The following is a 26,313-nucleotide window of genomic DNA, read 5'->3' on the forward strand; positions in this document are numbered from 1 at the left end:
CGGGGTGTAACGGGGCGACGAGGTCGGCAGCGGCCTTGGGACAGCGAGCGCGGCGGGTGGGCGCGGAGCGCCGGGAGGCGGTGACACCGCGGGAGCGGTGTCACCAGAGAGAGAGTCGTCGCGCCAGTGGCTGCGTTGATGGCGCGGGACAACAGGCGCATTCCTTCGGCCCCCTGCCATGCCCGTCGCTTGGCCGGAATGATGATCAAGGCCGGCGCCGACATAGCGCCCGGGGGTCAGCACGTGGTCGTGGCCGCGGATCTCCTCCAGGCTCGCGGCCTTGCAGAAGCCGGGCTCGTCGGCGTAGGCGGCGGCGCCGTCCGCGCCGCGCCAGGCGTGGTAGGCGCCGGCGATGCGCGCGATGTCGTCATCCGAGAGCTCGCGGCGGGTGCGGTCCACCAGGTGGCCGAGCTTGCGGGCGTCGATGAAGAGCACCTCGCCGCGGCGGTCGCGGGCGTCCTTGCGCCCCCCTTTCTGATCAGCCCGCTTGTCGCGAGCCAGAAACCACAGGCAGGCCGGGATCTGCGTGGAGTAGAAGAGCTGCGGCGGCAGGGACACCATGCAGTCCACCACGTCGCCCTCGACCATGGCGCGGCGGATGTCGCCCTCGCCGGACTGCTGCGTGCTCATGGAGCCGTTGGCGAGCACCACGCCGGCGGTGCCGGTGGGGGCCAGGTGGTGCAGGATGTGCTGCAGCCAGGCGTAGTTGGCGTTGCCCACCGGCGGCACGCCGTAGGCCCAGCGGGCGTCCTCGCGCAGGCGCTCGCCGCCCCAGTCGGAGATGTTGAAGGGCGGATTGGCCAGGATGAAATCGGCGCGCAGGTCCGGCAGCGCGTCGCGGTGAAAGCTGCCCTCGTTGTTCCAGCGGATGTCGGCGTCGATGCCGCGCACCGCCAGGTTCATCCTGGCCAGGCGCCAGGTGCCAAATCACTGAACAAGCCGTTGCTCTCCTGCCCGTAGATGGCGATGTCGCCGCGCCGCCCGCCGTGCTCCTCGACGAACTGCTCGGACTGGACGAACATCCCGCCGGAGCCGCAGCAGGGGTCGTAGACCCGCCCGCCCCGTTTGTGCTCCGAGTAGGGTTGCAGCAGCTCCACCAGCAGCCGCACCACGGAGCGCGGGGTGTAGAACTCGCCGCCGCGCTTGCCCTCGGCCCCGGCAAAGCCGGCCAGGAAGTACTCGTAGACGCGCCCGAGGATGTCGCGGGAACGGTCGGCCTCCTCGCGCATGGCGATGCCGCTGATGAGGTCGATCAGCTCGCCGAGCATGACCTTGTTCAGCGCCGGGCGAGAATAGTCCTTCGGCAGCACGCCCTTGAGCGACGACGGGTTGGCGGCCTCGATGGCCAGCATCGCGTCGTCGATGAGCTTGCCGATGCCGGGGGACTTGGCGTTGGCCTGCAGGTGCGACCAGCGGGCGACCTTGGGCACCCAGAAGACGTTCTCGGCGGTGTACTCGTCCCGATCCTCGGCGACGGTGTAGCGGGCGGCCTCGTCCTTGACGAAGTAGAAGCTCGCCGGGTCCGCGGCGTCGCGCAACAGGTGCTCGCGCCGGGCCGCGAAGGCGTCCGAGATGTACTTGAGAAAGATCAGCCCCAGGGCGACGTGCTTGTAGTCGCTGGGCTCCATGTTGCCGCGGAGCTTGTCCGCCGCGGCCCAGAGCTGGGCCTCGAAACCGAGGTGGGCGCCGTTGCCGGCGCCCGGTGCTGCTCGCTGCGCCATGTGCTGCCTCTGCTGCCGTGCGCCGCCGGGTCCGGCCCGGTCGGTGTGCAGGCACGTGCCGTGCGGCGCCGTGCCGTGCCGTGTCATGCGGGAGTGTAGCCGAAGCGGGGCTCGGGCGGTCGTTCGGCCAAGGGTCGAGGAGAGCGCCCTCGGCCCTTCGCCCTCGGCCCTTAGGCTCGTCGCCGCCCACCGCAGGCCGAAGTGTGTGACCATGGCAGCCGACCACCGCGGCGGGCTGTGCCTGCTGCGGTGCGTCGGTCCGCTCGGCGCTGTTTGGCAACCCCAGGAGCGGCCGGGCGTTGCCCAGGCCGCGGGCGAGGGTCTTTACTTGCGTTCATCCGCGTTTCACGCGAGCCGAGCCTTGTTCTCGGCTCGAAAACCACCGGGCGAGCGCGCCGGGAGTCGACCGATGCAGATTCGAATCGGCTGTGAGCTGGTCTACACCTGCCCGCAGCGCACACCGATGATCTTGACCTTGAACGTCCATTACAGCCGGGCCTCGGACCTGCTGGCGCCGGACCATATCCGCACCCAGCCGGCCGTGCCCATCGATGCCTATCGCGACGGCTTCGGCAACTGGTGCAGCCGGCTGGTGGCGCCGCCGGGGGAGATCCGCATCGGCACGGACACCAGCATCAACGATAACGGTTTGCCGGATGTCGTCGATCCCACGGCGATACAGCACGCCGTCGAGGACCTGCCCGCCGACACCCTGGTGTTTCTCCAGGGCAGCCGCTATTGCGAGACCGATCGGCTCTCGGAGACCGCTTGGTCCTTGTTCGGGCAGACGCCGCTGGGCTGGCCGCGCGTGTGGGCCATCGGCGAGTTCGTGCACAAACACATCGCCTTTGGCTACCAGTATTCCCGCGCCACCAAGACCGCGCTGGAGGTCTTCCAGGAGCGCGCCGGGGTGTGCCGGGACTACGCGCACCTTGCCGTTACGTTCTGCCGCTGCATGAACATCCCGGCGCGCTATTGCACCGGCTATCTGGGGGATATCGGCGTCCCGGCCGCGCCGGAGCCCATGGACTTCTCGGCCTGGCTGGAGGTGTACCTGGGCGGGCGCTGGCATACGCTGGACCCGCGCAACCTGGCCCCGCGCATCGGACGCATCCTGATCGCCCGGGGCCGCGACGCCGCGGATGTGCCGCTCAGCAACGCCTTCGGTGCGGCCACGCTGACGGGCTTTCGGGTTTGGACGGATGAGGTGCGGACGGGCGGCGGATGACCGGCGAGGCCCACTGGGGCGCGTGGTCGCATGCGCAACCGGAGGCGGCGACGGCTCCCGCGCTGCTCGATCCCGACGAGGCGTCGGCGTTTGCGATGGTCAACCCCGAAGGCAGGGCGAATGCGCTGCTGGTCTGCGACCATGCCTCCAACCGCGTGCCGCGGCGGCTCGCCGGCCTGGGGCTCACGGGTGATCTGCTGCAACGGCACATCGCCTGGGACCCGGGCGCGGCGGCTGTTGCACGCGGGCTCGCGGTGCGGCTCGACGCGCCGCTGATCCTGGGGGGCTATTCGCGCCTGGCCATCGATCTCAATCGCCCGCTCGCTAGCCCCGAGCTCATCCCCGAGCAAAGCGACGGGGTCTCGATCCCTGGCAACCTGGGATTGACCGCCGCCGAGCGCAGCGCGCGCATCGCGGGCCTGTTCCTGCCCTATCACCGGGCGATCGCCCGCTGGCTCGACGCGCACCCCGATCCGGGGCTGCGGCTCATCAGCCTGCACAGCTTCACCCCAACGCTCGCGGGCCTGTCGCGGCCCTGGCCGGTGGGCTTGGCCTATGGGCGCGATGCCCGGCTCGCCGGCCTTCTGCGACAGGCTCTGGCGCGGCATGGCGATCTGCTCATCGGCGACAACCAGCCCTATGCGATTGAGGACGAATACGATTTCACGCTGCCCACCCACGGCGAGCGGCGCGGCATTGCCCACGTCATGATCGAGATTCGTCAGGACGGCATCGCCGCGCCGGCGCAGGTCGCGGCATGGGTGGAGCGGCTCGCGCAGGCGTATGAGGGTGTCGGCAAGGCTTCGCGGGGCGGCGGGGAGCTCGGCTTGGCCGGGTAGGTGAGATCTCGCACGTGCTGAGGCTCTGCCTCGGTACGTGACGGTTCAGAAATTACCGGTACGCAATCGCTCTCGAAATCGATATCGGGATCGCTATCGCGATCGACACGACATGACACCGGGCCACGAGAAGCGCGACGCCTGCCCTCTTTTCGATCGGTTTATCGGAGCATCTGCCTCAGCGCCGGTCGGAATGGGCGCGTCCCATGCCTCGGCGCAGCGGGGCGCAGAGCGCCCGCGGACGCGCGACACCGCAGGAGCGGTGTCGCGAGTGCATCCTCGGCCCTCGGCCCTCGGCCCTCGGCCCTCGGCCCTCGGCCCTCGGCCCCACTCGCGGCAACGAGCGGGCTGCCAAGGCGACGCACCGTGCGCCGGCCCGTTGCGGGCTCACTCCCAGGGCAGCAGCAGCCAATCCTCCAGCTCTTCAAGGTCCGCGCTTACGGCGGCGCCCGGCAGCACCGGCGTCATGGAGTGCGGCTCCACCAGCCGGTAGCGCGGCGGCTGGGTCTCGTCGTCGTTGACGCGCAACAGCCGAAGCCCCATCCGATGCGCGAGGGTGCAGACGCGATGTTCGTGGACGGCCAGCATCATTGATTCCTCAATGCAGAGTATTTGGTGCGCGCATAGTGCCGCAGCCAAAGACCCTGTGGCAAGCATGGGTTAACCGACTGTTGAGATCGGTGATTGAGGCTTTTGCGGGGCGGGACGCCCCGGCGCTGGCGGGGCGCGTGGTGGTGTTGCGGGGCGGGACGGAGTGACTGGAGTGTTGACCTCCAGGTCAACACGGCGACGGAGCAGGATGCGCTGCGGTCGCGAGGCGCCGACCGGGAGGTCGGCTCTCCGGCCCCGCGACGATCCGCGACGGTCTCGGGACGTCTGCGACGCAGTCACTAACGAGGATTCGCCTCAGACCGACGAGTCGTGCTCCGCGCTATCGAAATCGGTATCGAAATCGCTATCGAAATCGAACCGAGTGGCGACCGATCCCGATCCCGATTTCGATTTGGATTTGGATTTCGACGCACTTGGGCAATCCGACGCAACAGTCGGCGTCGTCAAGCAATCTAGGGCAGCACGAAGCGCGCGGCGCTGCCGCCGCGGCCGGCGCTGACCTCAAGGCGCACGTCGACGCGCTCCTTCAGCTCCGGCACGTGGGAGATGACGCCGACGAGGCGGCCGGCCTGTTGTAGATCCATCAGGGTGTCGACGGCGAGCTCCAGGGCCTCGGGGTCGAGGCTGCCGAAGCCCTCGTCGATGAAGATGGCGTCCAGATGCAGGCCGCCGGCGTAGGCCTGCACGGTTTCCGCCAGGCCGAGGGCGAGGCTGAGCGCGGCCTGGAAGCCCTCGCCGCCGGACAGCGTTCCAACGGGGCGGGTCTTGCCGGTGTAGCCGTCCTCGACGATGAGGTCGAGGCCGCCCAGGCTGCGCAGGTCCCCGGCCTCGGTGCTGCGCAGCAACCGGTAGCGGCCGCGGCTCATGGCCAGGAAGCGCTCGCTCGCGGCGCGCAGCACGTCGTCCAAGAGCGCGGCGAGGACGAAGCGCTGGAAGGAGAGCCGGTAGGGGTTGTCGCCGGTGGCGACCTCGGCGATGCGCCCGGCCACCGCGTAGCGCGCGCGATGCTCGTCCAGGGCCTTGGCGAGCCCGGCAAGCTCCATGGCGAGCTGCGTCAGGCGTGTGGTCTCGGCAATGGCCTTGCCGCGCTCGGCCTCCGCCTGCTCGCGCGCGGCGGTTGCCTGCTCGGCGGCGGTGGCGAGCGCCGCGACATCGGGCGCGCGCAAGCCCTGCGCCGCGGCCTCCGCATTGGCGAGCGTCGTCTGCGCCGCGGCGAGGGCCTCGCGATGGGCGCTGATGCCGGCCTCCAGCTCGGCTTGGGCGGCGGCCTCCCGGCGGGCCGCGGCGAAGTCGGCGTCGGCGGCGAAACCGGCCTCGTGGCGGCGCTGCTGCCATTCGGCCTGCACCGTGGCCAGCTTCGCCGCGCTGTCGGCGAGCTGCTGCGTCAGCGCTGCGTGGCGCGATGCGGCGGCGGCCTCGGCCTGCGCCGTGCGCTGTGCGGCGTCGCGGGCCGTGGTGAGCGCCTGCTCGGCCTGCTGTAGCTCGCGGCGCCGCGCGTCGATGCCGGCCGACAGCGCGTCCGCATCGCGCCAGGGCTCGGGGATGTCGGCGCTGCGCTCGGCGAAGCTGCGGCGGGCGGCGGCCAGCAGCTCGCCGGCCGCGCGCTCGGCCGTGCGGGCCTGCGCCAACGCGGCCTCGGCGTCGGCGACGCGCCGCTCCAGCGCGGGGCGCAGTTGGTCGAGGCGGGCCAGCTCGTCGGCGGCGTCCTGGGCTTGGGTCAGCTCCTGGCGCAGCGTCAACAGCGCGGCGTCGAGCTCCGTTGCGCCGCGTTCGCGCCAGTCGCCCAGCAACGCGTTCAGCCCTTGCTGCTCCGTGTCCACGGCGGCGAGCTGCGGCATCAGCTCCGCCTGCGCCCGGCGCACGCGCTCGAGCTTGGCCTCGGCGGCGTTGGCTTGGGTCTTGGCGACGGTGAGGGTCGCCTCGTCCGGAATGTCGGTGTCGCCGACGGCGGGCGCCGGGTGCTCGGTGGCGCCGCAGACGGGGCAGGGCAGGCCCGGCGCCAGCGTGCCGGCGAGGTGCTGCGCCTGACCGTCGCGCCAGCGTCGCAGCAACAGCTCGTGGCGGTCGCGGGCGTCGCGCAGCGCCTGCTCGGCATCGGCCGTGGCCCGCTCGGCGGCGATGACGCCGTCGGCGAGCTTCGCGCGCTTGGCCACCAGCGCGTCGAGCCGGCGACGTTGCTCGGCCTTGCGCGCGAGGTCGTCGCGGCGGCTCTGCAGCAGCTCCCGGCGCGCGGCCGGGGTCGCGAGCTGCTCGCGGCGCGCCTGTGCGTCGCGCTGGGCCTGCTGTGCGGACTCCGCCTCGGCGGTGGCGATGGTCGCGGCCTGCTCGGCGGACTGCGCGGTGGCCTCGGCCCGGGCGAGCTGCGCGCGCGACTCAGCCAGCGCGGCGACGCTGGCCTGCAGCGCGTCCAGGCGGTGGATGTCCTGCTGCAGCCCGCGGCGCTCGGGCTCGCGCGCCTCCTCGCGGGCGAGCGTCTCGGCGGCGCCTGCGCCCTGCTGCCGCGCCGACGCGGCCTCGGCGGCGGCGGCCTTGAGCGTCCGTGCGAGCCCGGTCTGCTCGTCGCGCTGGCCCGTGAGCTGGGCATGTAGATCGCGCAGGGCGTCGGCGCGGCGGGCGGCGTCGAGCTCCGCGTGGCGGGCGTCGATGGCGGGCTGCCGTTCGGCAAGCGCCTGCACGTCGGCACGGGCCTTGCCGACGGCCGCGAGCTTCTCGGCGGCGTCGCGGCCTGCGACGAGCGCGCTGTTGGCCTGCTGCTCGGCGAGCTTGCGCGCGCCGACGTCGGCCTCGAGCCGCAGCAGATCGGTGCGCAGGGCCTCGATGCGGGTGCCGAGCGCCGCCTCGTCGTCGCAGCCGCTGTTCTTCAGCAGCGTCGCGCGCTCAATGCCGAGCCGTTCTGCGGCGGACTTGATGCCGGCAGCGTGCGTCTTCAGCGCCTGTTGCAGGCGGGCGTAATGGGCGGTGCGAAACAGCGTCTCCAGGATCTGCTCGCGTTCGCGGGCGCCCGCGGTGAGCAGCTCGCGGAAGCGTCCCTGGGGCAGCAGGATGACCTGGCGGAACTGCTCGCCGCGAAAGCCGATGAGCCCTTCGACGGCCTCGGTGACCTTCGACCAGCCGCTCGCGAGCACGCGGCCGTCCGCGGCGGCTTCGGCGGGGGCATCGGCGGGGGTATCGGCGGGGGTATCAATGGCGTCCGTGCGCTCCCACAGCGTTGCAGCGGCGGGCTCGGTGGTGGTGCCTTCGCCGCGGAGCTTCGCGCGCTCTTGCCGCGGTTGGCGATGGATGCGGTAGCGGCGCCGGCCGATGGCGAAGTCGAAGCGCACCTCGGTGAGGCGCTCCGGGCCGGCCTGTTGGCTGCGCAGTTGCTCGGCATCGCGCTCGTTGCCGGAGGAGGCGCCGTAGAGGGCGAAGGCAATGGCATCGAGCAGCGTGGTCTTACCGGCGCCGGTGGGGCCGGCGATCAAGAACAGCCGGTGGTCGCCGAGCACGCCGAAGTCGAGCGTCTGGCGCTCCACGAAGGGGCCGAAGGCCTGGAGGCTGAGCCTGAGCGGGCGCATGGCGGCGGGTCAGGCTGGTTCGCTGCCGGCGCCGCTGCCGGCTTGATCGCTGCCGGCTGGGTCGCTGCCAAAGGTCGGCGGCGCGGCCTCGCGTTCCTGCCGCGCGAGGTCCGCCAGCACCGCGTGCAGCACGTCGCGCTGCGCGTCGCTCGGCGCCTGGCCCGTGACCTCGGTGAAGAAGTCCGCGAACAGCGCCTCGTCGCCGCGGGCGAGCTGCTCGCGGCTCGGCGTGCGGCCGTCGCCGGCCTGCGCCAGCGCCGGGCGCTCCAGGTGCAGCGCGTTGGGATAGACCGTGCGCAGCCGGCCCATGGGGTCGAGCAGGGCGCCGGTGTCGAGCAGGCGCAGCAGGAGATAGTCCTGCGCCGACTCGCCGGGAGGCGGGCCGGCCAGCAGGTCCGCGAGGTGTCCCTCGACGATGCGCAGATCCCGCCGCGGCGAGAGCGCGATGCGAGTCACCTGCGGCGGGCCGTCGCCCAGCTCCACCAGGCTCACGGACTTGGCATGGGTCGCCTCGGAAAAGCTGTACTTCAGGAGCGAGCCGGAGTACTGCACGCGCTCCTGCCCATCCGCGTCGCGGAAGGCCTGCGGGCGGTGCAGATGGCCGAGGGCGACATAGTCGAAGCCGGCGAAGCGCTCCGCGGCGACCTGCCCGGCGCCGCCGACGGAGAGCGGGCGCTCGGACTCGCATACCGCGCCGCCGCCGACGAAGCAGTGGCCGACGGCGATGTTGGGCAGGTCGTTCGGCAGCGCGCCCAGGTGCGTGATTAGCGCCGCGAGCGCCGCGTCGTGGCTGGTCAGGTCCGTCGCGCCGAGCAGCTCGCGCACCAGCGCGGGCTCGGCATAGGGCAGCGGAAACAGCCGGGCGGCGCCGTCGCGGCCACTGATCTCCACCGGCGCCAGGCCGCCGGCGAGCGGTCCGCGCACGTAGCAGCGCCGTTCTTCCATCAGCGCGGAGCCGAAGCCCAGGCGCTCGGCGCTGTCGTGGTTGCCGGCGATGATGACGACGGCGAGATCGAGGTCCAGCGCCAGTCGGGTCAGCGTCTCGTTCAGCAGCCGCACCGCGTCGGCTGGCGGCACGGCGCGGTCGTAGACGTCGCCGGCGATGACCAGCGCGTCCGCACGGCAGTCGCGGGCGAGGTCCACGAGCTGCTCCAACACGTGCGCCTGGTCGTCCAGCAGCGAGACGTTGAAGAAGACCCGGCCTAGGTGCCAGTCGGCGGTGTGTAGTAGGCGAAACGGCATCCCTTGCGAGCGGTCGGTGCTTGGTCGGTGGGTGCTTGGTCGGTCGGTGCTTGCGGATGGCTTGGATGCGGCGGCCTGCCCACGGGGCAGCCGGTGCAAGGCCTGAGCGGCCAATCATAGCGCCCCTGCGGCGCGGTGTTCACCAACGATCGGGTCGGCAACGGCGAGCCGGCGCGAGCGGCCGCGGGGCCGGGGCGGCGTCGATGGCGCGACGCGTCGGTTGCCGGCGACGCCGGGCCATCGCAATGGAGCGTCGGCGGCAGCCTGGCGCGGCGCGGCGCCGGTCGGGTGCCGATGCTATGATCCCGGCCCTCTGGCCTGCTCGACGCGCGGCTGTCGGCCGAAGCCGTCGCTGCGACTCGGGCCGGCGCCCACCTGTCGCAGAGGACAAACACCGCATGACGCTCTCCGCCTCCGGTTGCATCGACGCGCGCCAGCACAGCGCGGCTCGCCGTTCCCTGTGCAGGCCAGCGGTGCTTGTCGCCGCCATGCTGCTGCTCGCCGGCTGCGGTGCCGAAGCGCCCAGCGAGCAGGCGGCCGAGCCGCCCGCCGTCGGCGTCATCGAAGTCGGCGAGGAGCGCGTCAACCCCTTCAGCGAGTTCGTCGGCAAGACCAGCGCGCAGGCATCGGTCGCTTTACGTGCCCGGGTGACGGGTTTTCTGGAGCAGCGTGGCTTCCAAGACGGCGGCGACGTGCAGGCGGGGCAGACGCTGTTCGAGATCGAGCCGGATCAGTACCAGGCCACGCTCGCCCAGGCCGAGGCCTCGCTCGCGGCGGCGGAGGCGTCGCTGAACCGGGCCCAGGTGGACCTCAAGCGCTACCAGGAGCTGCGCAAGAACAACAACGTCAGCCAACAGGAAGTGGACAAGGCGCAGGCCGAGGTCTTGGTGCAGGAGGCCGCCGTCGCGACCGCCCGCGCCGACGTGCAGAAGGCCGAGCTCAACGTCAAGTACACGAAGATTACCGCCCCCATTGATGGGCGCATCGATGTCGCCGCCTTCGACGTCGGCAACCTCATCGGGCCGGATTCAGGCGTGCTCGCCACCATCAACCGCATGGACCCGATCTACGTCGGCTTCTCGCTCGCCGAGACCTGGTACCTCAACGTCTCCAGGCAGGCGCGGCAGCGCGGCCAGCAAGGCGGCAACGTCGATACGGTGGCCTTCGTGCCGAGGCTCCGGCTTGCGGACGGCAGCCTGTACGAGCACCCGGGCCGGTTCGATTTCGTCGGCAACCAGGTGGACGAGGCGACGGGCACGGTGCAGGTGCGCGCCGAGTTCCCGAACCCGGACGGGCTGCTGCTGCCGGGGCAGTTCGCCACCGTGATCATCGAGCGCGCGGACGCGGTGGACGCGATCCTGCTCCCGCAGGCGGCGATGCTGACGGACCAGGGCGGCAGCTACGTGCTGCTGGTGAACGACGATGATGTGGTGCAAGCCCGCCGCATCCGCACCGGGCAGCGGTTCGGCGCCAACGTCGTCGTCGTGGACGGGCTCGCAGCCGGCGAGCGCGTTGTGCTGTATGGCATCCAGAAGGTTCGCCCGGGTCTCAAGGTGACGCCGGAGCTTAGCGCCGGCCCGTCGGACCCGGCGGCACAGGCGACGGCGGAGCTTCCGCCGGACGGCACCGAGGTGCCCGATGGCGAGCCGGCCGAGCCGGTCGATGTCGAGCCGGCCGATGTCGAGCCGGCCGACGCGGAGCCTGTCGAGCCGGCCGACGCGGAGCCAGCCGACGCCGAGCCGGCGATCGCCCCGGACCCCGCCGCCGACTAGCCGGGCACAGCGCCCAGCCCAGCGCAGCCGAACGCACCCAGAGCCCCAGCCGGAGCCCGCCATGCCGTTGTCGAAGTTCTTCATCACCCGGCCGAAGTTCGCGTTCGTCATCTCCATCGTCATCACGCTGGCGGGCCTGCTCGCGCTCGTTGGCCTCCCCGTCGCCCAATTCCCCGACATCACCCCGCCCACGGTCAGCGTCAGCACCCAGTACGCCGGTGCCAGCGCCGATGTCGTCGAGCAGACCGTCGCCGCGCCCATCGAGCAGCAGGTGAACGGCGTCGAGGGCATGCTCTACATGTCCAGCAAGTCCGACAACGACGGCCGCTACACGCTGACCGTGACGTTCGAGATCGGCACCGATGCGGACATGGCGCAGGTCAAGGTGCAGAACCGCGTCGCCACGGCGCTGCCGAACCTGCCGCAGGATGTGCAGCGCCAGGGCGTGAAGACCGAGAAGCAGTCCACGAACATGCTGCTGATCGTGAATCTGTTCTCGCCGGACCGGACGCTCGACAGCCTGTATCTGACCAACTACGCCACCATCAACGTCAAGGACCGGCTCGGGCGCGTGGACGGGGTCGGCAAGGCCGAGATCATGGGCGTGATGGACTACGGCATGCGCTTCTGGCTCAAGCCGGACCGCATGACCGCGCTCGGCGTCAGCGTGGCCGATATCCAGAAAGCCGTCGCCGAGCAGAACGTGCAGGTGCCGGCGGGGCAGATCGGCGCACCGCCGGCGCCCACGGAGCAGCAGTTCCAATACACCGTCACCACCGAGGGGCGGCTCTCGGAGGTCGATGAGTTTGCGAACATCATCATCCGCATGCAGCCGGACGGCTCGGCGATTCGCATGCGCGACGTCGCCCGCGTGGAGCTGGGCGCGCAGGCCTACTCCGCCGAAGGGCGGCTCAACGGCCAGCCGTCGGTGGTGCTCGCCGTCTACCAGACGCCCGACGCCAACGCGCTCGCCACCGCCGACGGCGTGCGCGCGGCGCTCGCGGAGCTGGCGACGCGCTTCCCGGACGACCTGGACTACGCCATCCTCTACGACACTACCAACTTCATCGCCGCCTCCATCGACGAGGTCGTCGAGACGCTCTACATCGCCGTGCTGCTGGTGGTGCTGGTGGTGTTCCTGTTCTTGGGCGACTGGCGCGCGACGCTGATCCCCGGCATCGCCATCCCGGTGTCGCTGATCGGCACCTTTGCGCTGCTCGCGGTGTTCGGCTTCACGCTCAACACCATCGTGCTGTTCGCGCTGATTCTGGCGATCGGCATCGTCGTGGACGACGCCATCATCGTGGTCGAGAACGTGCAGCGGCTCATGGCGGAGGAGGGGCTCGACCCCAAGGCCGCCACCGCCAAGGCCATGGACCAGGTGGGCGGCGCCGTGGTGGCCACCACGCTGGTGCTGCTCGCGGTGTTCGTGCCCGTGATGTTCCTGCCCGGCATCACCGGGCAGCTCTACAAGCAGTTCGCGGTGACCATCTCGGTGGCGGTCGCCATCAGCTCCATCAACGCGCTGACCCTGAGCCCGGCGCTGTGCTCCGTGCTGCTCAAGCCCGGGCAGCAGCCGGTGCGCTGGCTCGGCTGGTTCAACCGCGGCTTCGACAAGCTCACCGGCGGCTACACCGCGGCGGTGCAGACCACGCTCAAGCGCGCGGCGCTGATGGCGCTGCTCTATGCCGCCATCATCGGCACCACCGTGTGGCTGTTCACCAGCCTGCCGTCCGGCTTCCTGCCGGAAGAGGACCAGGGCTACTTCTTCATCGAGGTGCAGTTGCCGGACGCGGCCTCGCTCGCGCGCACCGAGACGGCGCTCGATCGCGTCGAGCAGCAGCTACTCGAGATCCCCGGCGTCACGGACGTGATCAGCGTGGTCGGCTATTCGCTGTTGAGCGGCGCCTTCGGCTCCAACAGCGCACTCGTCATCCCCGTGCTCGCGCCCTGGGATGAGCGCGCCACGCCCGACCTGCGCCTCGGCGCCATCGTCGCCCAAGCCCGGCGCATCGCCGCCGAGACCGCCGAGGCCAGCATCATCCCCTTCGTGCCGCCGGCCATTCCGGGGCTCGGCGCCTCCGGCGGCTTCAGCTTCGTGCTGCAGGACTACACCGGCGGCAGCATCCAAGAGCTGGCCTCCGTGATGCGCGGCTTCGTCATCGCCGCCAACGAGCGGCCCGCCATCGGCAGCGCCTACAGCACCTTCCGCGCCGACGTGCCGATGCTCTACGTCGACATCGACCGCGACAAGGTGCAGGCCCTGCAGGTGCCCATGAGCGCGCTGTTCGCCACGCTCCAGTCCCAGCTCGGCGCCACCTACATCAACGACTTCAACAAGTTCGGCCGCACCTGGCGGGTGCTGGCGCAAGCCGAGGGCGAGTACCGCGACCAGCCGTCCGACATCCTCAGGCTCTTCGTGCAGAGCCGCAACGGCGACATGGTGCCGCTCGCGACGCTGGCGCAGGTCGAGACCCGCACCGGCCCGCAGATCATTTCGCGCTACAACCTGTTCCGCTCCGCGGACATCTCCGGCGCCGCCGCGCCGGGCTACAGCTCCGGCGCGGCCATCGCGGCCATGCAGCAGGCCGCCGCCGCCGACCTGCCGAGCGGTTACGGCTACGAGTGGACCAGCATGAGCTACCAGGAGATCCAGGCCGCCGGCCAGGCGCCGCTCATCTTCGCGCTGGCGCTGCTGTTCGTGTACCTGTTCCTCGTCGCGCAGTACGAGAGCTGGTCCATCCCGCTCGCCGTGCTGCTCGCGGTGCCCGTGGCGGTGTTCGGCGCGCTCGCGGCCACCGGCGTCAGCGGGCTCGACGTCAACCTCTACACGCAGATCGGGCTCGTCATGCTGATCGGCCTCGCCGCGAAGAACGCCATCCTCATCGTCGAATTCGCCAAGGAGCAGCGCGAGTGCGAGGGTTTGAGCATCTTCGACGCCGCGCTCAAGGCCGCACGGCTGCGCTTTCGCGCCGTGATGATGACCGCGCTGTCGTTCCTGCTCGGCATCGTGCCGCTGCTGGTCGCCACCGGCGCCGGCGCCGGCTCCCGCGTCGCCCTCGGCACCGCCGTCTTCGGCGGCATGCTCGCCGCCACCGTCATCGGCATCCTGCTGATCCCGGTCGCGTATTTCCTGGTGCAAGGGGTGCGCGAGAAGGTCAATGCCGTGCTGGGGGGCAAGCCCAAGCAGCCCGCGTCAGCGTCCGCCGACTGACCGGGGAGCGCGCCGGTGTCGCGCCGGCGACTGGGTACGCCGACTTCAGTCGGCAGCCTTGGGAAGGTCGGACTTCAGTCCGCCTTGGGCGCATGATCGCTTGGTCTTGGGATCTTCGCAGGCACGTCCGTTCAGCCCGGAAAGCGCCCGCGCGCCTGCCTAGAATCAGCCGGCCGTCCCGACGATATGCGGTTGCTTCCATGCGTCTGTCGCCCTAACGTACGCAAGAAGAGCATCCGATGGGGTGACGGACACACTCCAACATCGACCGATCTGAGTACGCAGGACTGAACGTCCATCTTGCCGTTCATTCGCGCAGAGGCGGCACAGGATATCAGCGACGCACGCTACGGGCCGGGCCGCCCCCATGCAGATTGAATACGACCCCGAGAAAGCCGCACGCAACCCACTGATCCACGACGGCGTGACCTTCCCCGAGGCTGCAACGGCCTTGCTCGACCCGCATGCGCTGACGCACGAGGATACGGATGCAGACGGCGAGGAACGGTTCGTCACCCTCGGCTTGAGCAAACAGGCTCGTCTCTTGATCGTTGTATGGACCGAGCGTGGAGATCGGATTCGCTTGATCTCCGCATGGAAAGCCAACCAACCGCAGCGTAAACGCTATGAGCAACAGTTCTGATCCCGCGTACGAGCGCTTCGCCGAGATGGATTTCGCCGATGCCAAACCCGTCAAGGCGATTTCGGCACTGGCGCGATTGCAGGCCGAGCACGCGTCTGGCCAAGAAATCACGGTACCAGTTGACGACGAGTTGCTGGCGCGCCTTGTCGCCTGTGCGCAACGCTCGGGCAACGATTACCGGACCATCCTGCACCATGCTTTGGAGCGCTACCTGGAGGCGGAGCCGGAAGCGCAATAGCCGTTTCGCCAAATCTGTTGTGCCAACACGATCAGGGCAGCCGGGAGGTTCTCGTCGAGCTTGATCTTCACGCGACCTTCGGCATTGGCGGTACCGGCAGGTCTTCCTCCGCGGACGTGGCAGACATCGAGCGCGAAACGTACCGACACCAATATCCAGAGGAGAACCGAACCATGGTTTCTTTTCAGACCCGATTCGAGCAGCAAGGCAAGCAACAAGGCAAGCAACAAGGCAAGCAACAAGGCAAGCAACAAGGCAAGGCTGAGATGCTGTTGTTCCTGCTGGAACAGAAGTTCGGCGCCGTCGGCAAAGAGGTACGCCAGCGCATCGAGGAGGCAGACGCCCCGACACCCTGCTGCGCTGGTCCGGGCGGGTCCTGACCGAAGACAACATCGACGAGGTGCTGCGGTAACCGCCACCGCCAGCGAAGCCGCTGTTGCCGCTCCCGACCCTACACGTCGACGACGAAGCACTCGGGCAGCCGCGGCAGCCCCTCCCGCTGCGGCTCGCCTGTCTCGTCACCGGCCTCACCGGGGCCGACTTCCGCTACCTGTTCGCTGTGATCCAAGACCGCGGCGAGCGGTATCTGCCTTCCTACGAATTGCGCTGTTGCCTGGGGTAACCTCGCCGGCACACCAGGATCACCCTAGGAGCTGGCGACACCGCCCCAGCGGTGTCGCCCGTCTGCCGGCGCTCTGCGCCACGGGCGGGCGAGGGTAAGGGGGCGAGGGCGCAAGGTCGCCGCGGACTGCCTGTTTTCACCCGTGCCGTGCTCCTATACTCGCCCCCGAGCCGCGCCGACACGCAAGGAGACCGATGAGCCACGACCAGAACTTCAAGAACCTGATCGTCGATTACCCGCACGCCGCGGTGCAGTTCTTCGCCGCTGCCGATGCCGCGCACGTGGACAAGCGCGTGCGCATCATCCCGATCCGTGAGGAGCAACTGAAGGAACGGCTCGGCGATCGGTTTCGGGAGCTGGACGTGCCGCTGCTGGTCGAATGGCCCGACGGCCGCCGCGAAGCCGTGCTGCTGGTGCTGGAGGAAGAGTCGGACACGTCCAAGTTCTCGATCCACCGCTTGGCGCACTACTGCCTGGACCTCTCGGAGCTGTTCAAGACGAACCGAGTCGTCCCCGTCGCGATCTTCCTGCGCCAAGGCCAGCGCCCCGAGGAGCTGATCCTCGGCGGTGACCACCACCGCTACCTGGCGTTCCGCTACCTCTCGTGCAGCCTGCCGGAACTGAACTGGCGCAACTGGCGCGACAGCGACAACATCGTCGCCCGGCTCAACCTGCCGAACATGCGCTACGATCCGAGCGAGCGCGTTGCCGTCTACGCCATGGCCCTGCGCGGCCTGATGCAGTTGGAGCCCGACCCCGACAAGCGGCTGAAGTATGCCGATTTCGTGGACATCTACGCGAACCTGAGCGACACCGAACGCGAGCAGTACGAACGCGACTATCCCGAGGAGACCAAGACCATGCAGTCGTTTTCCACCCGAATGCGAGAAGAAGGCATCCAGCTTGGCGAGGCCAACGTCGTGGTGTATCTGTTGGAGCAGAAGTTCGGCACGATCGGCACCGAGATCCGCCAACGCATCGAGCGAGCAGATCCGGACACCCTGCTCCGCTGGTCCGGCCGGGTTCTTACCGAGAACAGCCTAGAAGACGTGCTGCGGTAACCGCCGACAGCGGGATTGGCAGGTGCCGATCCCGACCCTGCACATTGAGGACGAAACGTGCGGCGAGCCACGCCAGCCCGTCCCGCTGCGCCTCGCGTGCCTCGTCACCGGCCTGACCTGCGCCGACTTCCGCTACCTGTTCGCTGTGATCCAAGACCGCGGCGAGCGGTATCTGCCTTCCTACGAATTGCGCTGTTGCCTGGGGTAACCTCGCCGGCACACCAGGATCACCCTAGGAGCTCGAAAACTAGGGACGGACCACGTTTTTTACGCAGCCTCCTACGTCAGTGTGGGTTGATTCATCGGGACGCTACATACTCACGCAAAACCGCATCTATGCGCGTCTGCCAACCGGGATCGCCCGCCTTGAAGTATTCGACCACTTGGGGCGCGAGCCGAATGGAAATCGGTTGTTTGGGTGTATCGGCTTTCGGGCGACCGGACGTGCGCGCCGCCGGCTGCAGTTGGCTCAGCTCTTCGTCGGTCAGCTCATGCGAAAACTAGGGACGGACCACGTTTTTTACGAAAACTAGACGAAAACTAGGACGAAAACTAGGGACGAAAACTAGGGACGGACCACGTTTTTTACGCAGCCTCCTACGTCAGTGTGGGTTGATTCATCGGGACGCTACATACTCACGCAAAACCGCATCTATGCGCGTCTGCCAACCGGGACCGCCCGCCTTGAAGTATTCGACCACTTCGGGCGCGAGCCGAATGGAAATCGGTTGTTTGGGTGTATCGGCTTTCGGGCGACCGGACGTGCGCGCCGCCGGCTGCGGTTGGCTCAGCTCTTCGTCGGTCAGCTCATGCGTGTCCGGGTCCGCCGCGATGCCCTCGCGGATACGGGCGTCTTCCTCGTCGCTGTTCAAGAGAAAAACCCGCCCGGACTTAGAGGTGATTGATGTAGGAGCGTTTTTCACGGTTGGTTGCCTCACGTAAGCTGAGAATGCGATAGCAGTCATGCGCTTCCGTGAACACGACACAATAGAATCCGCTGGCCGATGAGCGCGAAGCCGATCCGGCGTTGTTCGCTGTAGGCTTCTCGGGTGTCTTCGCTCACCCAGATCAGATCCCACTCCAGGCGCTCGGCCACCGCCAGCGACACGCCATGGTTGGCGATGTTCAAGCTGTCCTTGGCCGGATCGAAGGTGATGTGCATGCAGGTTATTGTATGTACAAAAATGTCCAAAGTTGGCCCCTGCCGCCTGAGAGCCGAGGCCGCTTGACCTGCGGCGCTCGCGACCGGGAGCATACGTGCGCCAGCGGCGGGCCGGGCGGACAACGGACAACTGATCGTGGTCGTGCACACATGGGATTGGAGCGAGCCCGCCGAGGTCCGACTACGGATCATTTCCGCGCGCCACGCCGATCCAGACGAGGTCCGGGATTACCAAGACACTGCCCGCTAGCCGCGAACCCGAACGGTGAAATCATGAAAAGCCATTACGACTACTCCAAAGGCGAGCGCGGGAAGTTCCACCAGCCCAACGCGGTACTTCGCCTGCCCATGTACCTGGACGAGCAGATACTAAAGCTACCTGGCTGCAAAGGCCGAAGCAAAGGGCGTCGAGTTGTCCGAGCGGGTCAACGACATGCTGCGGCGCGAGATCAATATCATCGAGACGGTTGGCTGAGTCGGAGCCTTCGACGCCGGCTTGTTCTCGGGCAGCCCGGGCGATGACGCTGATGCCTGAGGCCGCCGGCGCTGGGAAGCACGGCCGCGGCCGGCGCCGGTTGCCGTTGTGATGCTCGTATTCGCCTATGGCCACTGCGCTCACCCGGCCTTGGCCCGGAACCTCGGTAGCCCGAGGTCGAAGCGGATGGCGGCGAGTCGCACGAGGAGGATGGCTGAGCCTGCGAGCAGGGCAGACGTCTCCGGGCCGAAGCCCAGATGGGGTGCGGCGAGGTAGAGCAGCGCACCGCCCCAGGCGGCCGTGGCATAGAGCTGGCCGCGGAAGACCAGGGGCTCCTCGTTGCACAGCACGTCGCGCAGGATGCCGCCGACGACGCCGGTGATGACGCCCATCAGGCTCGCCACGAGCCAGGGCGCGCCCCAGACCATGGCCGCCTTGGTGCCGGTGATCGTGAACAGTGCCAGCCCCAACGCATCCGGGATCAGAAAGAGCCCGAGCGGCAGCACCAAGGCCCGGGCGACGAAGAAGGTCGCCATGGCCGCGAGCAGCGCGGCGATCAGGTAGGTCTGGTCCGCCACCCAGAACACGGGTCGTGCGAGCAGCAGATCCCGCAGCGTGCCGCCGCCGAGCGCCGCGGCGAGCGCGACGAAGACCATGCCGGCCAGGTCGAAGCGCTTGGTGCCGGCCTCCAGTACGCCGGCGGCGGCCATGGTGGCGACGGCGGCGATGCCGATCCAGTAGATCATGGTGCTCTCCTCGGGGGTCTTGTCAGCGCGTCGGCGGGATGGGCATCGGCACCTGCGGCAGCGGCAGGAAGGCGCCCAAGTCTTCGCGCACCCACCAGATGCCGTCCGCGGCGCGCTCGGCGGGCGTCGCGAAACGGTAGCGATACGCGCGCACGCGCAGCATCTTCGGCGGCTTGTCGCCGAAGGGCGGCTCCGCGAGCAGCGCGGTCACGGCCGGCGCGCCCTCCCGCAGGCGGTTCAGGAAGGCCTTGAGGTCCGGCCGGAACAGCGGCCCCTTGGGCAGGAACCATAGCTGCCAGTCCCAGCGCGGCTGGTGCGGCACAATGAAGGGCGCGATCTCCCGCGGGGCGTCCGGGGCGTAGCGCCAGTCGAGCGACACCCAGTCCTGCCCGTTGCGCGACGCCTCCACCACCAGCACGATGCGCTCGCGGTCGATGCTGGGGAAGACGTGGTAGCGGTTGGCGATGCGGTAGGGCTCGATGCGGTCGAGCCAGCCGCTCAGGTGCGTAATGGGGCCACGTCGGAGCATCTCGGCGGCGGACACGAGCCCGGCGGGCACCACGAGCAGCGCGACGGCGACGCTGAGCACGCCGACGAGCCGGCGCGGCGCCTGCGGCAACGGCGAGCGCGCCGTCGCGAAGGCCGCGACGCGCCGCGGCAGCAGCCGCGCAACGGCGCGATCGTCGAACAGGAAGAGACACAGCGCGATGGTCAGCAGGTTGATGAAGTTGTGATTGCTGGTGGCGATGATGAGCAACTGCCACAGGATCGTGAGCCAAGCCGCCGCATGGCGATAGGGCCGCGGCAAGAGAAAAAAGAACGGCACCACCAGCTCCGCGAACAGCGTGCCGCCGGCGCCGACGCGCAGCACCCAGTCCGGTAGCTGATGCGCGTACCAGGCGCCGGCGTGGGGCAGGGGCTGGGTCTCGAAGTAGTATCGCAGCGCCGTGAGCTGCCGCCACGCCTCGTCGCCGGACAGGAGCTTCGCGAGCCCGGACAGAAACCGGAGCTTGAACAGCACCCAGCGGAACAGCCACACCACGAGCCGGCCGCCGCCCGGCAGCAGGATGGCCACGAAGCCCACCTCCAGCAGCAGGTAGTCCCACTGAAAGTTCGTGAATCGATGCCCGGCGTGGTACAGCGACAGATAGAACAGGTAGAGCAGGATCAGGAGCGCGCGGTCGTTGCGCCCCAGCGCTAGCAGCAGCCCGAGCAGCACGCCGCCCCAGGCGACGGCGAGCAGCGCTAGGTCGCTCGCGTTGAGCCAGAACAGCGTCGGGTGGCGCAGGTACTTGAGCCCGCCGTAAAGCTCGCCGGCGCGGGCGAGCTGCTCCGTGACGGGCGCGATGCCTTGGCTGCCGGCGAGTGCCGTGATCTGCACCGCGAGCGACGCGAAGGCCGCGACATAGATGAGCCCCAGGGCGCGCAGAAAGAGCCAGCCGACGATGCGATAGGCGTCGGCGTTGGGGGCGGGCAGCGCGTCGGTGCTGGGGCGGAAGGGCATGGGTGCTCGCGTGGTCAGATGGCGCCAAGTGCTCACAGATGCGTCAAGTTTTGTGCGGCGCGGCGAAATCGTGGCTCGTTGGTCTGCGGCGCAGCCTCGCCGGAAGAGACTAAGAATCTTTGAACTACGAAATACACGAAACTCGCGAAAAGGGGAGGACTTCGTGACCGGCGTCGGCCCTTTCGCGCTTTTCGCGTGTTTCGTAGTTGCTCTTCGCAGGCTCTGCGGCTGCGCCTGTTGCGGCGTTGTGTCTGTTGCATGCGCCCGATCTCCATCACTACCGGTCGACCACCATGCCCGACTTCATCGACAAGCTGCGCCTGAAGGAGCAGGCGGACGAGGATCAGTACTTCGCGCGGCGCGACCGCGAGCTCATCGACGCGCTGCATGCGCGCCGCGGGCAGCGCGTCGCGCGGCTCGTGAGCGGCGGGCAGACGGGCGTGGATCGGGCCGCGCTCGATGCCGCGCTCGCGGCGGGCATCCCGGTGGGCGGCTGGTGCCCGCGCGGGCGGCTGGCGGAGGACGGCGTGATTCCCGACCGCTATCCGCTCACGGAAACACCAGAGCCGGACCCGGCGCAGCGCACGGCGTGGAACGTCCGCGACAGCGACGGCACGCTGATCCTGCATCGCGGGCCGCTTGCGGGCGGCACGGCGCTGACCGCGACGGTAGCCCGACGCGAGGGCCGCCCGCTGTTGCAGATCGATCTGGGCTCGGCGCCCGTGCCGCAGGCCATCGACGCCTGGCTGGCCAGCCAAGGCGTCCGCGTGCTGAACGTCGCAGGGCCGCGCGAGTCCGAGGCGCCCGGCATCGGCGCCGCCGCGCTGGCGCTGCTTATGCGGCTGCTGGCGTCAACCGTGGCCGGCGCGGACCTGCAAGCAGGCGACTGAGCCTGCCCCGTCCGCGGCGCATGCGCTAGACTGCGTTGCCTTCCGACAGCCTGCATCCCCGATGAACCTGCCGATCGTTGTCCTGATACCGCTCCTGGGGGCTCCGCTCGCGGCCTGGGTGGCCCGCTACGGCCGGCTCAACGCGGCCTGGATGGCCGGCGCGCTCGCGGCGCTCGCGCTCGGCCTGCTGATCCCGGCGAAGCTCGGCGTGTTCCGCGGCGAGACGCTGGTGCAGACCATCCCGTGGATGCCGGAGCTCGGGCTCAACCTGGCCTTCCGGCTGGATGGGCTCGGCATGCTGTTCGCGATCCTGATCCTGGTCATCGGGCTGTTGGTGATCCTGTACGCCCGCTATTACCTGGGCGAGGCGGACTGCACGGGGCGGTTCTTCGCCTATCTGCTGTTGTTCATGGGCTCAATGCTCGGCATCGTGCTGTCCGAGAACATCCTGATGCTGCTGATGTTCTGGGAGATGACGAGCCTGTCGTCGTTCCTGCTCATCAGCTACTGGCAGTACCGCAGCGATGCCCGCAACGGCGCGCGCATGGCCCTCACCGTCACGGGTTTGGGCGGCCTTGCGCTGCTGGGCGGATTCCTGCTGCTCGGCGACATCGCCGGCAGCTACGAGCTCTCCGCGATCCTGACCCAGGGCGATCTGATCCGCGCGCACCCGCTCTACACGCCGATGCTGGTGCTGATCCTGCTCGGGGCCTTTACGAAGTCCGCGCAGTTCCCGTTTCATTTCTGGCTGCCGCAGGCCATGGCGGCGCCGACGCCGGTGTCGGCGTACCTGCACTCGGCGACGATGGTGAAGGCGGGCGTGTTCCTGCTCGCACGGCTGTTCCCGGTGCTCTCGGGCACGCACGAGTGGGCCTACCTGGTCATGGGCGCGGGGCTCGCGACGCTGCTGATCGGCGCCTACTTCGCGCTGTTCCAGCACGACCTGAAGGGTTTGCTCGCCTATTCCACGATCAGCCACTTGGGCCTGATTACGCTCTTGTTCGGCATCGGCACGCCGCTCGCTGCCGTCGCCGGCGTGTTCCATATCATCAACCACGCGACCTTCAAGGCGTCGCTGTTCATGGCCGCAGGCATCATTGACCACGAGTGCGGCACCCGCGACATGCGGCGCATCAACGGTCTCTGGCGCTTCATGCCCTACACGGCGACGCTGGCGATGGTGGCCGCGGCGGCCATGGCCGGCGTACCGCTGTTCAACGGCTTCCTGTCCAAGGAGATGTTCTTCGGCGAGGCGGTGAACTTCGCGCGGGACAGTATCTGGGTTTGGTTCTTTCCGGGCGTCGTGGCGCTGGCGGGGGTGCTCGCGGTGGCCTATTCGCTGCGCTTCGGCCACGACGTCTTCTTCAACGGCGAGCCCGTGGACCTGCCGCGCACGCCGCACGAGCCGCCGCGCTGGATGCAGGTGCCGGTGGAGATCCTCGTCGCCATCTGCCTGCTGGTGGGCATCGCGCCGGCCTGGACCGTGGCCCCGCTGCTGCAGGTGGGTGTGGCCGGCATGTTGCAGGAGACTCCCCCGTACTACAGCCTGTCGGTCTGGCACGGCTTCAATGCCGCGGTCATCATGAGCATCGTCGCACTGGTGGGCGGGGTGCTGCTGTACTTGGTGCGCCGCCCGCTGCTTGCGCTCGGCGACCGCTGGCACGGCCTGCTGGATGCCCCGGCGGCCTACCGGTGGCTGCTGCGGCAGTTGGTGGCCTTGGCCGATGCGGTGACGCGGCGCTTGGACATCGGCTCACAGCAGCGGCTGCTCGCGGTCTTCGTCATTACCGCCGTGGCGGCCGGCGCTGCCGGCATCATTCCGCCACATGTGCCCATCACCGGCCCGGCGCCCATGACGCTGCCGGACCTGGTGAGCATTGCAGTGGCCATCACGCTGGTGCTGGCGGCCTTCACGGCCGCGCTGATCCATCAGCGCAGGCTCGAGTCGCTCATCGTGCTCGGCGCCTTGGGGCTGTTCGTGTCGCTGATCTTCGTGAAGTTCTCGGCGCCGGACCTGGCGCTGACGCAGCTTTCGGTGGAGATCGTCACCATCGTGCTGCTCTTGTTGGCCATGAACTTTCTGCCGCGGACCACGCCGGTGGAGACGGACAAGGCCATGCGGCTGCGCCACTTTCTGATCGCGCTCGGCGCCGGTGCCGGGTCCGGCATCCTGGCCTGGGCCGTGCTGACGCGCCCGCAGGCGAGCATCTCGCGATTCTTCGTAGAGCAAAGCGTGCCGGGCGGCGGCGGCACCAACGTCGTGAACGTGATCTTGGTGGACTTTCGCGGTTTCGACACCCTGGGCGAGATCACGGTGCTGGCGCTGGCCGCGCTCGGCATCTATGCGCTGCTTGAGGACCTGCGGTTGCCGCCGCCGCCGCTGGACAGTGCCGGGCGGCGCTGGAATTGGGACCTGCACCCGCCCATCATGGCGGCGCTGGTGCGCCTGTTGCTTCCGCTTGCGCTGCTGGTGTCGGTGTTCATCTTCCTGCGCGGCCACAACCTGCCGGGCGGCGGCTTCATCGCCGGGCTGGTCACGGCCGTGGCGCTGATCGTGCAGTATCTGACCAACGGCGTGGCCTGGACCACGGCGCGGATGCCGCGCAATCTGCATCCGATCATCGCCGCCGGGCTCTTGATCGCCGTCGGCACGGGTGTCGTCAGCATGGCGCTCGGCTATCCGTTCCTGACCTCGGCTTTCACGCATGTGCACTGGCCCTTTGCGGACTTCGAGCTGGCCTCGGCCATGGCCTTCGACCTTGGCGTCTATCTGGTGGTGGTGGGCGCCACCTTGCTGATCCTGGTGCACATGGGGCTGATGGGCGGCGCGAGCCAGCCCGCGGACCCCGACCCCGCGTGTCGCGCTGACTGAACCTGGAGCCGTTGCGTCAATGGAAGCCCTGCTTGCCGGCATCATCGCCTGCCTGACCGGTTGTGGCGTGTACCTGCTGCTGCGTGCCCAGACCTTTCCGGTGGTGCTGGGCCTCACCTTTCTGTCTTACGCGGTGAACCTGTTTCTGTTCGCCACCGGGCGGCTCATCGTCGGCCAGCCGGCGGTGATCAGCGACGCGGCCACCGGCTATGCGGACCCCCTGCCGCAGGCGCTGGTGCTCACGGCCATCGTCATCGCCTTCGCCATGACGGCGTTCGTGATCATGCTGGCGCTAAAGGCCCGGGCCGAGCTTGGCAGCGACCACGTGGACGGGTTGGCGGCAGCGGACGACCGCGACCATGACCGGGAGGTCGGCCCGTGAGCCAGGTCATCGTCGCACCGCTCTTGCTGCCGCTGCTGGCGGCGGTGCTGTTGCTACTGACGCGGCGGCGGATCGCGATCGCCGTTCGCCGGCGGATCAGCATCGCCGCCACACTGCTGACGCTTGGCGCCGTCGTCTGGCTCGCGCTGGGCGTGACCGAGAGCGGCATCCAGGTGTATCAGGTGGGGGATTGGCCCGCCCCCTACGGCATCTCGCTGGTGGCGGATCGGCTCAGCGTTTGGATGCTCCTGATCACGGCGCTGCTCGCCTGTTGCGCGCTGCTCTACGCCGTGCAGGGCACCGACCGCGCCGGGCGGCACTTCCATCCGCTGTTCCAACTGCTGCTGTTCGGGTTGAACGGCGCTTTTCTCACCGGCGATGTCTTCAACCTGTTTGTGTTCTTCGAGGTGCTGCTGCTCGCGTCCTACGGCCTGTTGCTGCACGGCGGCGGCCCGGATCGGGTGCGCGCGGGGCTGCACTTCGTCGTGCTGAACCTGGCGGGATCGACCCTCTTTCTGTTCGCCGCGGGCACCCTCTATGGCGTTCTCGGCACGCTGAATATGGCGGACCTCGCCGTGAAGGTCGCCGCGACGCCGCCGGCAGACTTAGGGCTGGTGCGCGCGGCGGGGCTCCTGCTGTTCACGGTGTTCGCGCTGAAGGCGGCGCTGGTGCCGCTTTACCTGTGGCTGCCGGCGGCGTACTCCAGCACCTCGGCACCGGTGGCTGCGCTCTTTGCCATCATGACCAAGGTCGGCGCCTACGCGATCCTGCGCGTGGAGACGCTGATCTTCGGCGACGACGCCGGCCTCGTGGCCCACCTGATCGAGCCCTTTCTGCTGCCGCTCGCGCTGCTGACCGTCGCCGTCGCCGTCCTGGGCGTGTTGTCCGCCCCGGGGCTCCGGCGGCAGACCGCCTATCTCGTGGTGTTGTCGGTGGGTACGTTGCTCACCGCCTTCGCGCTGGGTACCGGGCCCGGCATCGCGGCTGGTCTCTATTATCTTGCGCACAGCACCTTCGCGGCGGCGGCGATGTTCCTGCTGGCGGACGTCATCGCCCGCGGCCGCGGCGAGCTGGCAGATCGGCTCGACCCGGGCCCCGTGATTCCGGCGGCACCGCTGGTGGGCGGCGTGTTCTTCGTGCTGGCCGCGCTCATCGCGGGCCTGCCGCCCCTGTCCGGCTTCCTCGGCAAATGGATGCTGCTGCAGGCGGCGTTGGAGCACCCGGCGGCACCCTGGGTGCTGGGCGTGGTGCTGACCGCGAGCTTCGGCACCATCGTGGCGCTGGCCCGCAGCGGCAGCCTGCTGTTCTACCGCGCCGAGGGCAGCGCAGCGATTGGCGACCTCGGGGCAGCGACCGCGACGTACGCCGGGGCGGACTGGCCGCGGCTCGCGCCGGTGCTCGGGCTGGTTGGGCTCTGCCTGGTGCTGGTGTTTGCGGCGGGGCCGGTGACCCGCTTCACCGCGGCGACGGCGGCGGACCTGCTCGCGCCCGCGCGCTATATCGAGGCGGTGCTGCCGGCACCGGCGGAGGCCTGAC

The 26,313-nt window shown here is 69.2% G+C and carries 22 protein-coding genes and 1 pseudogene; 14 read left to right on the plus strand and 9 right to left on the minus strand.

Translation table 11 applies throughout. The features are described from left to right. Positions 1 to 213: 213 nt before the first annotated feature. Positions 214 to 1,721 (minus strand): annotated as a pseudogene (locus ML01_RS13680) (type I restriction-modification system subunit M); the annotation flags it as partial. 409 nt (positions 1,722 to 2,130) lie between these two features. On the opposite strand from ML01_RS13680, the gene ML01_RS13685 reads away from it, so the two are divergent. Together ML01_RS13685 and ML01_RS13690 are read left to right on the plus strand one after the other, a co-directional pair. Next, positions 2,131 to 2,949: a transglutaminase family protein gene (locus tag ML01_RS13685; RefSeq protein ID WP_058555962.1), complete on the plus strand. Its 819-nt coding sequence runs from the start codon at positions 2,131 to 2,133 to the stop codon at positions 2,947 to 2,949. Continuing rightward, positions 2,946 to 3,788, plus strand: a complete 843-nt coding sequence (locus ML01_RS13690) for an N-formylglutamate amidohydrolase (RefSeq protein ID WP_082674258.1) — start codon at positions 2,946 to 2,948, stop codon at positions 3,786 to 3,788. The genes ML01_RS13685 and ML01_RS13690 overlap by 4 nt, the downstream gene beginning before the upstream one ends. Before the next feature lie 387 nt (positions 3,789 to 4,175). Here ML01_RS13690 and ML01_RS13695 read toward each other — a convergent pair whose 3' ends face one another. From ML01_RS13695 to ML01_RS13705, 3 genes are all read right to left on the minus strand, one after another. Beyond that, entirely contained in the window at positions 4,176 to 4,376 is a 201-nt protein-coding gene (locus ML01_RS13695; protein WP_162268023.1) for a hypothetical protein, read from the minus strand. 476 nt (positions 4,377 to 4,852) lie between these two features. Further along, a complete protein-coding gene (locus tag ML01_RS13700) occupies positions 4,853 to 7,954 on the minus strand; it encodes an AAA family ATPase (RefSeq protein WP_058555964.1) in 3,102 nt (1,033 codons plus the stop codon). A gap of 9 nt (positions 7,955 to 7,963) precedes the next feature. Beyond that, positions 7,964 to 9,196 (minus strand): exonuclease SbcCD subunit D, encoded by a 1,233-nt coding sequence (locus ML01_RS13705; RefSeq protein WP_082674259.1) that lies wholly within the window; start codon positions 9,194 to 9,196, stop codon positions 7,964 to 7,966. A 398-nt stretch (positions 9,197 to 9,594) separates the two neighbouring features. Between ML01_RS13705 and ML01_RS13710 the strand changes: the two genes are divergently transcribed. From ML01_RS13710 to ML01_RS13745, 8 genes are all read left to right on the plus strand, one after another. Next, positions 9,595 to 10,968, plus strand: a complete 1,374-nt coding sequence (locus ML01_RS13710) for an efflux RND transporter periplasmic adaptor subunit (RefSeq protein WP_058555965.1) — start codon at positions 9,595 to 9,597, stop codon at positions 10,966 to 10,968. Positions 10,969 to 11,029: 61 nt separating this feature from the next. Then, on the plus strand, positions 11,030 to 14,182 hold the full coding sequence (locus tag ML01_RS13715) for an efflux RND transporter permease subunit (protein WP_058555966.1): 3,153 nt from the start codon (positions 11,030 to 11,032) through the stop codon (positions 14,180 to 14,182). 367 nt (positions 14,183 to 14,549) lie between these two features. Continuing rightward, the gene (locus ML01_RS13720) at positions 14,550 to 14,825 is read left to right on the plus strand and encodes a BrnT family toxin (RefSeq protein ID WP_058555967.1); all 276 of its coding nucleotides are present in this window, start codon (positions 14,550 to 14,552) and stop codon (positions 14,823 to 14,825) included. Beyond that, a complete protein-coding gene (locus ML01_RS13725; protein WP_058555968.1) occupies positions 14,809 to 15,063 on the plus strand; it encodes a hypothetical protein in 255 nt (84 codons plus the stop codon). Before ML01_RS13720 ends, ML01_RS13725 begins: the two co-directional genes overlap by 17 nt. A gap of 116 nt (positions 15,064 to 15,179) precedes the next feature. Further along, complete coding sequence (locus ML01_RS13730; protein ID WP_216819179.1) at positions 15,180 to 15,443, plus strand: hypothetical protein; 264 nt, start codon at positions 15,180 to 15,182, stop codon at positions 15,441 to 15,443. 56 nt (positions 15,444 to 15,499) lie between these two features. Continuing rightward, a complete protein-coding gene (locus ML01_RS13735) occupies positions 15,500 to 15,685 on the plus strand; it encodes a hypothetical protein (RefSeq protein WP_058555970.1) in 186 nt (61 codons plus the stop codon). A gap of 194 nt (positions 15,686 to 15,879) precedes the next feature. Continuing rightward, positions 15,880 to 16,746, plus strand: coding sequence for a hypothetical protein (locus ML01_RS13740; RefSeq protein ID WP_058555971.1), 867 nt, complete (start codon positions 15,880 to 15,882; stop codon positions 16,744 to 16,746). 22 nt (positions 16,747 to 16,768) lie between these two features. Then, entirely contained in the window at positions 16,769 to 16,954 is a 186-nt protein-coding gene (locus ML01_RS13745) for a hypothetical protein (protein ID WP_058555972.1), read from the plus strand. A 91-nt stretch (positions 16,955 to 17,045) separates the two neighbouring features. Here ML01_RS13745 and ML01_RS27310 read toward each other — a convergent pair whose 3' ends face one another. The 5 genes from ML01_RS27310 to ML01_RS13765 all read right to left on the minus strand — a co-directional run bounded on the left by ML01_RS27310 (position 17,046) and on the right by ML01_RS13765 (position 20,633). Continuing rightward, on the minus strand, positions 17,046 to 17,234 hold the full coding sequence (locus ML01_RS27310; RefSeq protein ID WP_082674261.1) for a BrnA antitoxin family protein: 189 nt from the start codon (positions 17,232 to 17,234) through the stop codon (positions 17,046 to 17,048). A gap of 129 nt (positions 17,235 to 17,363) precedes the next feature. Then, positions 17,364 to 17,618 (minus strand): BrnA antitoxin family protein, encoded by a 255-nt coding sequence (locus tag ML01_RS13750; RefSeq protein WP_058555973.1) that lies wholly within the window; start codon positions 17,616 to 17,618, stop codon positions 17,364 to 17,366. 89 nt (positions 17,619 to 17,707) lie between these two features. Next, the gene (locus tag ML01_RS13755) at positions 17,708 to 17,908 is read right to left on the minus strand and encodes a BrnT family toxin (RefSeq protein WP_254045249.1); all 201 of its coding nucleotides are present in this window, start codon (positions 17,906 to 17,908) and stop codon (positions 17,708 to 17,710) included. A gap of 615 nt (positions 17,909 to 18,523) precedes the next feature. After that, complete coding sequence (locus ML01_RS13760) at positions 18,524 to 19,129, minus strand: trimeric intracellular cation channel family protein (protein ID WP_058555974.1); 606 nt, start codon at positions 19,127 to 19,129, stop codon at positions 18,524 to 18,526. A gap of 22 nt (positions 19,130 to 19,151) precedes the next feature. Continuing rightward, positions 19,152 to 20,633, minus strand: coding sequence for a lipase maturation factor family protein (locus ML01_RS13765; protein WP_058555975.1), 1,482 nt, complete (start codon positions 20,631 to 20,633; stop codon positions 19,152 to 19,154). Between the two features lie 293 nt (positions 20,634 to 20,926). Between ML01_RS13765 and ML01_RS13770 the strand changes: the two genes are divergently transcribed. The 4 genes from ML01_RS13770 (at position 20,927) to ML01_RS13785 (ending at position 26,312) form a co-directional block, all read left to right on the plus strand. Further along, a complete protein-coding gene (locus ML01_RS13770; RefSeq protein WP_082674269.1) occupies positions 20,927 to 21,523 on the plus strand; it encodes a putative molybdenum carrier protein in 597 nt (198 codons plus the stop codon). 61 nt (positions 21,524 to 21,584) lie between these two features. Continuing rightward, positions 21,585 to 24,395, plus strand: coding sequence for a monovalent cation/H+ antiporter subunit A (locus tag ML01_RS13775; RefSeq protein WP_058555976.1), 2,811 nt, complete (start codon positions 21,585 to 21,587; stop codon positions 24,393 to 24,395). Between the two features lie 19 nt (positions 24,396 to 24,414). Further along, a complete protein-coding gene (locus ML01_RS13780; protein ID WP_058555977.1) occupies positions 24,415 to 24,777 on the plus strand; it encodes a Na+/H+ antiporter subunit C in 363 nt (120 codons plus the stop codon). Then, positions 24,774 to 26,312: a monovalent cation/H+ antiporter subunit D gene (locus ML01_RS13785; RefSeq protein ID WP_058555978.1), complete on the plus strand. Its 1,539-nt coding sequence runs from the start codon at positions 24,774 to 24,776 to the stop codon at positions 26,310 to 26,312. Before ML01_RS13780 ends, ML01_RS13785 begins: the two co-directional genes overlap by 4 nt. Position 26,313 lies beyond the last annotated feature (1 nt).

Origin of the sequence: Thiohalocapsa sp. ML1 (assembly GCF_001469165.1) — a bacterium.
Lineage (GTDB): Bacteria > Pseudomonadota > Gammaproteobacteria > Chromatiales > Chromatiaceae > Thiohalocapsa.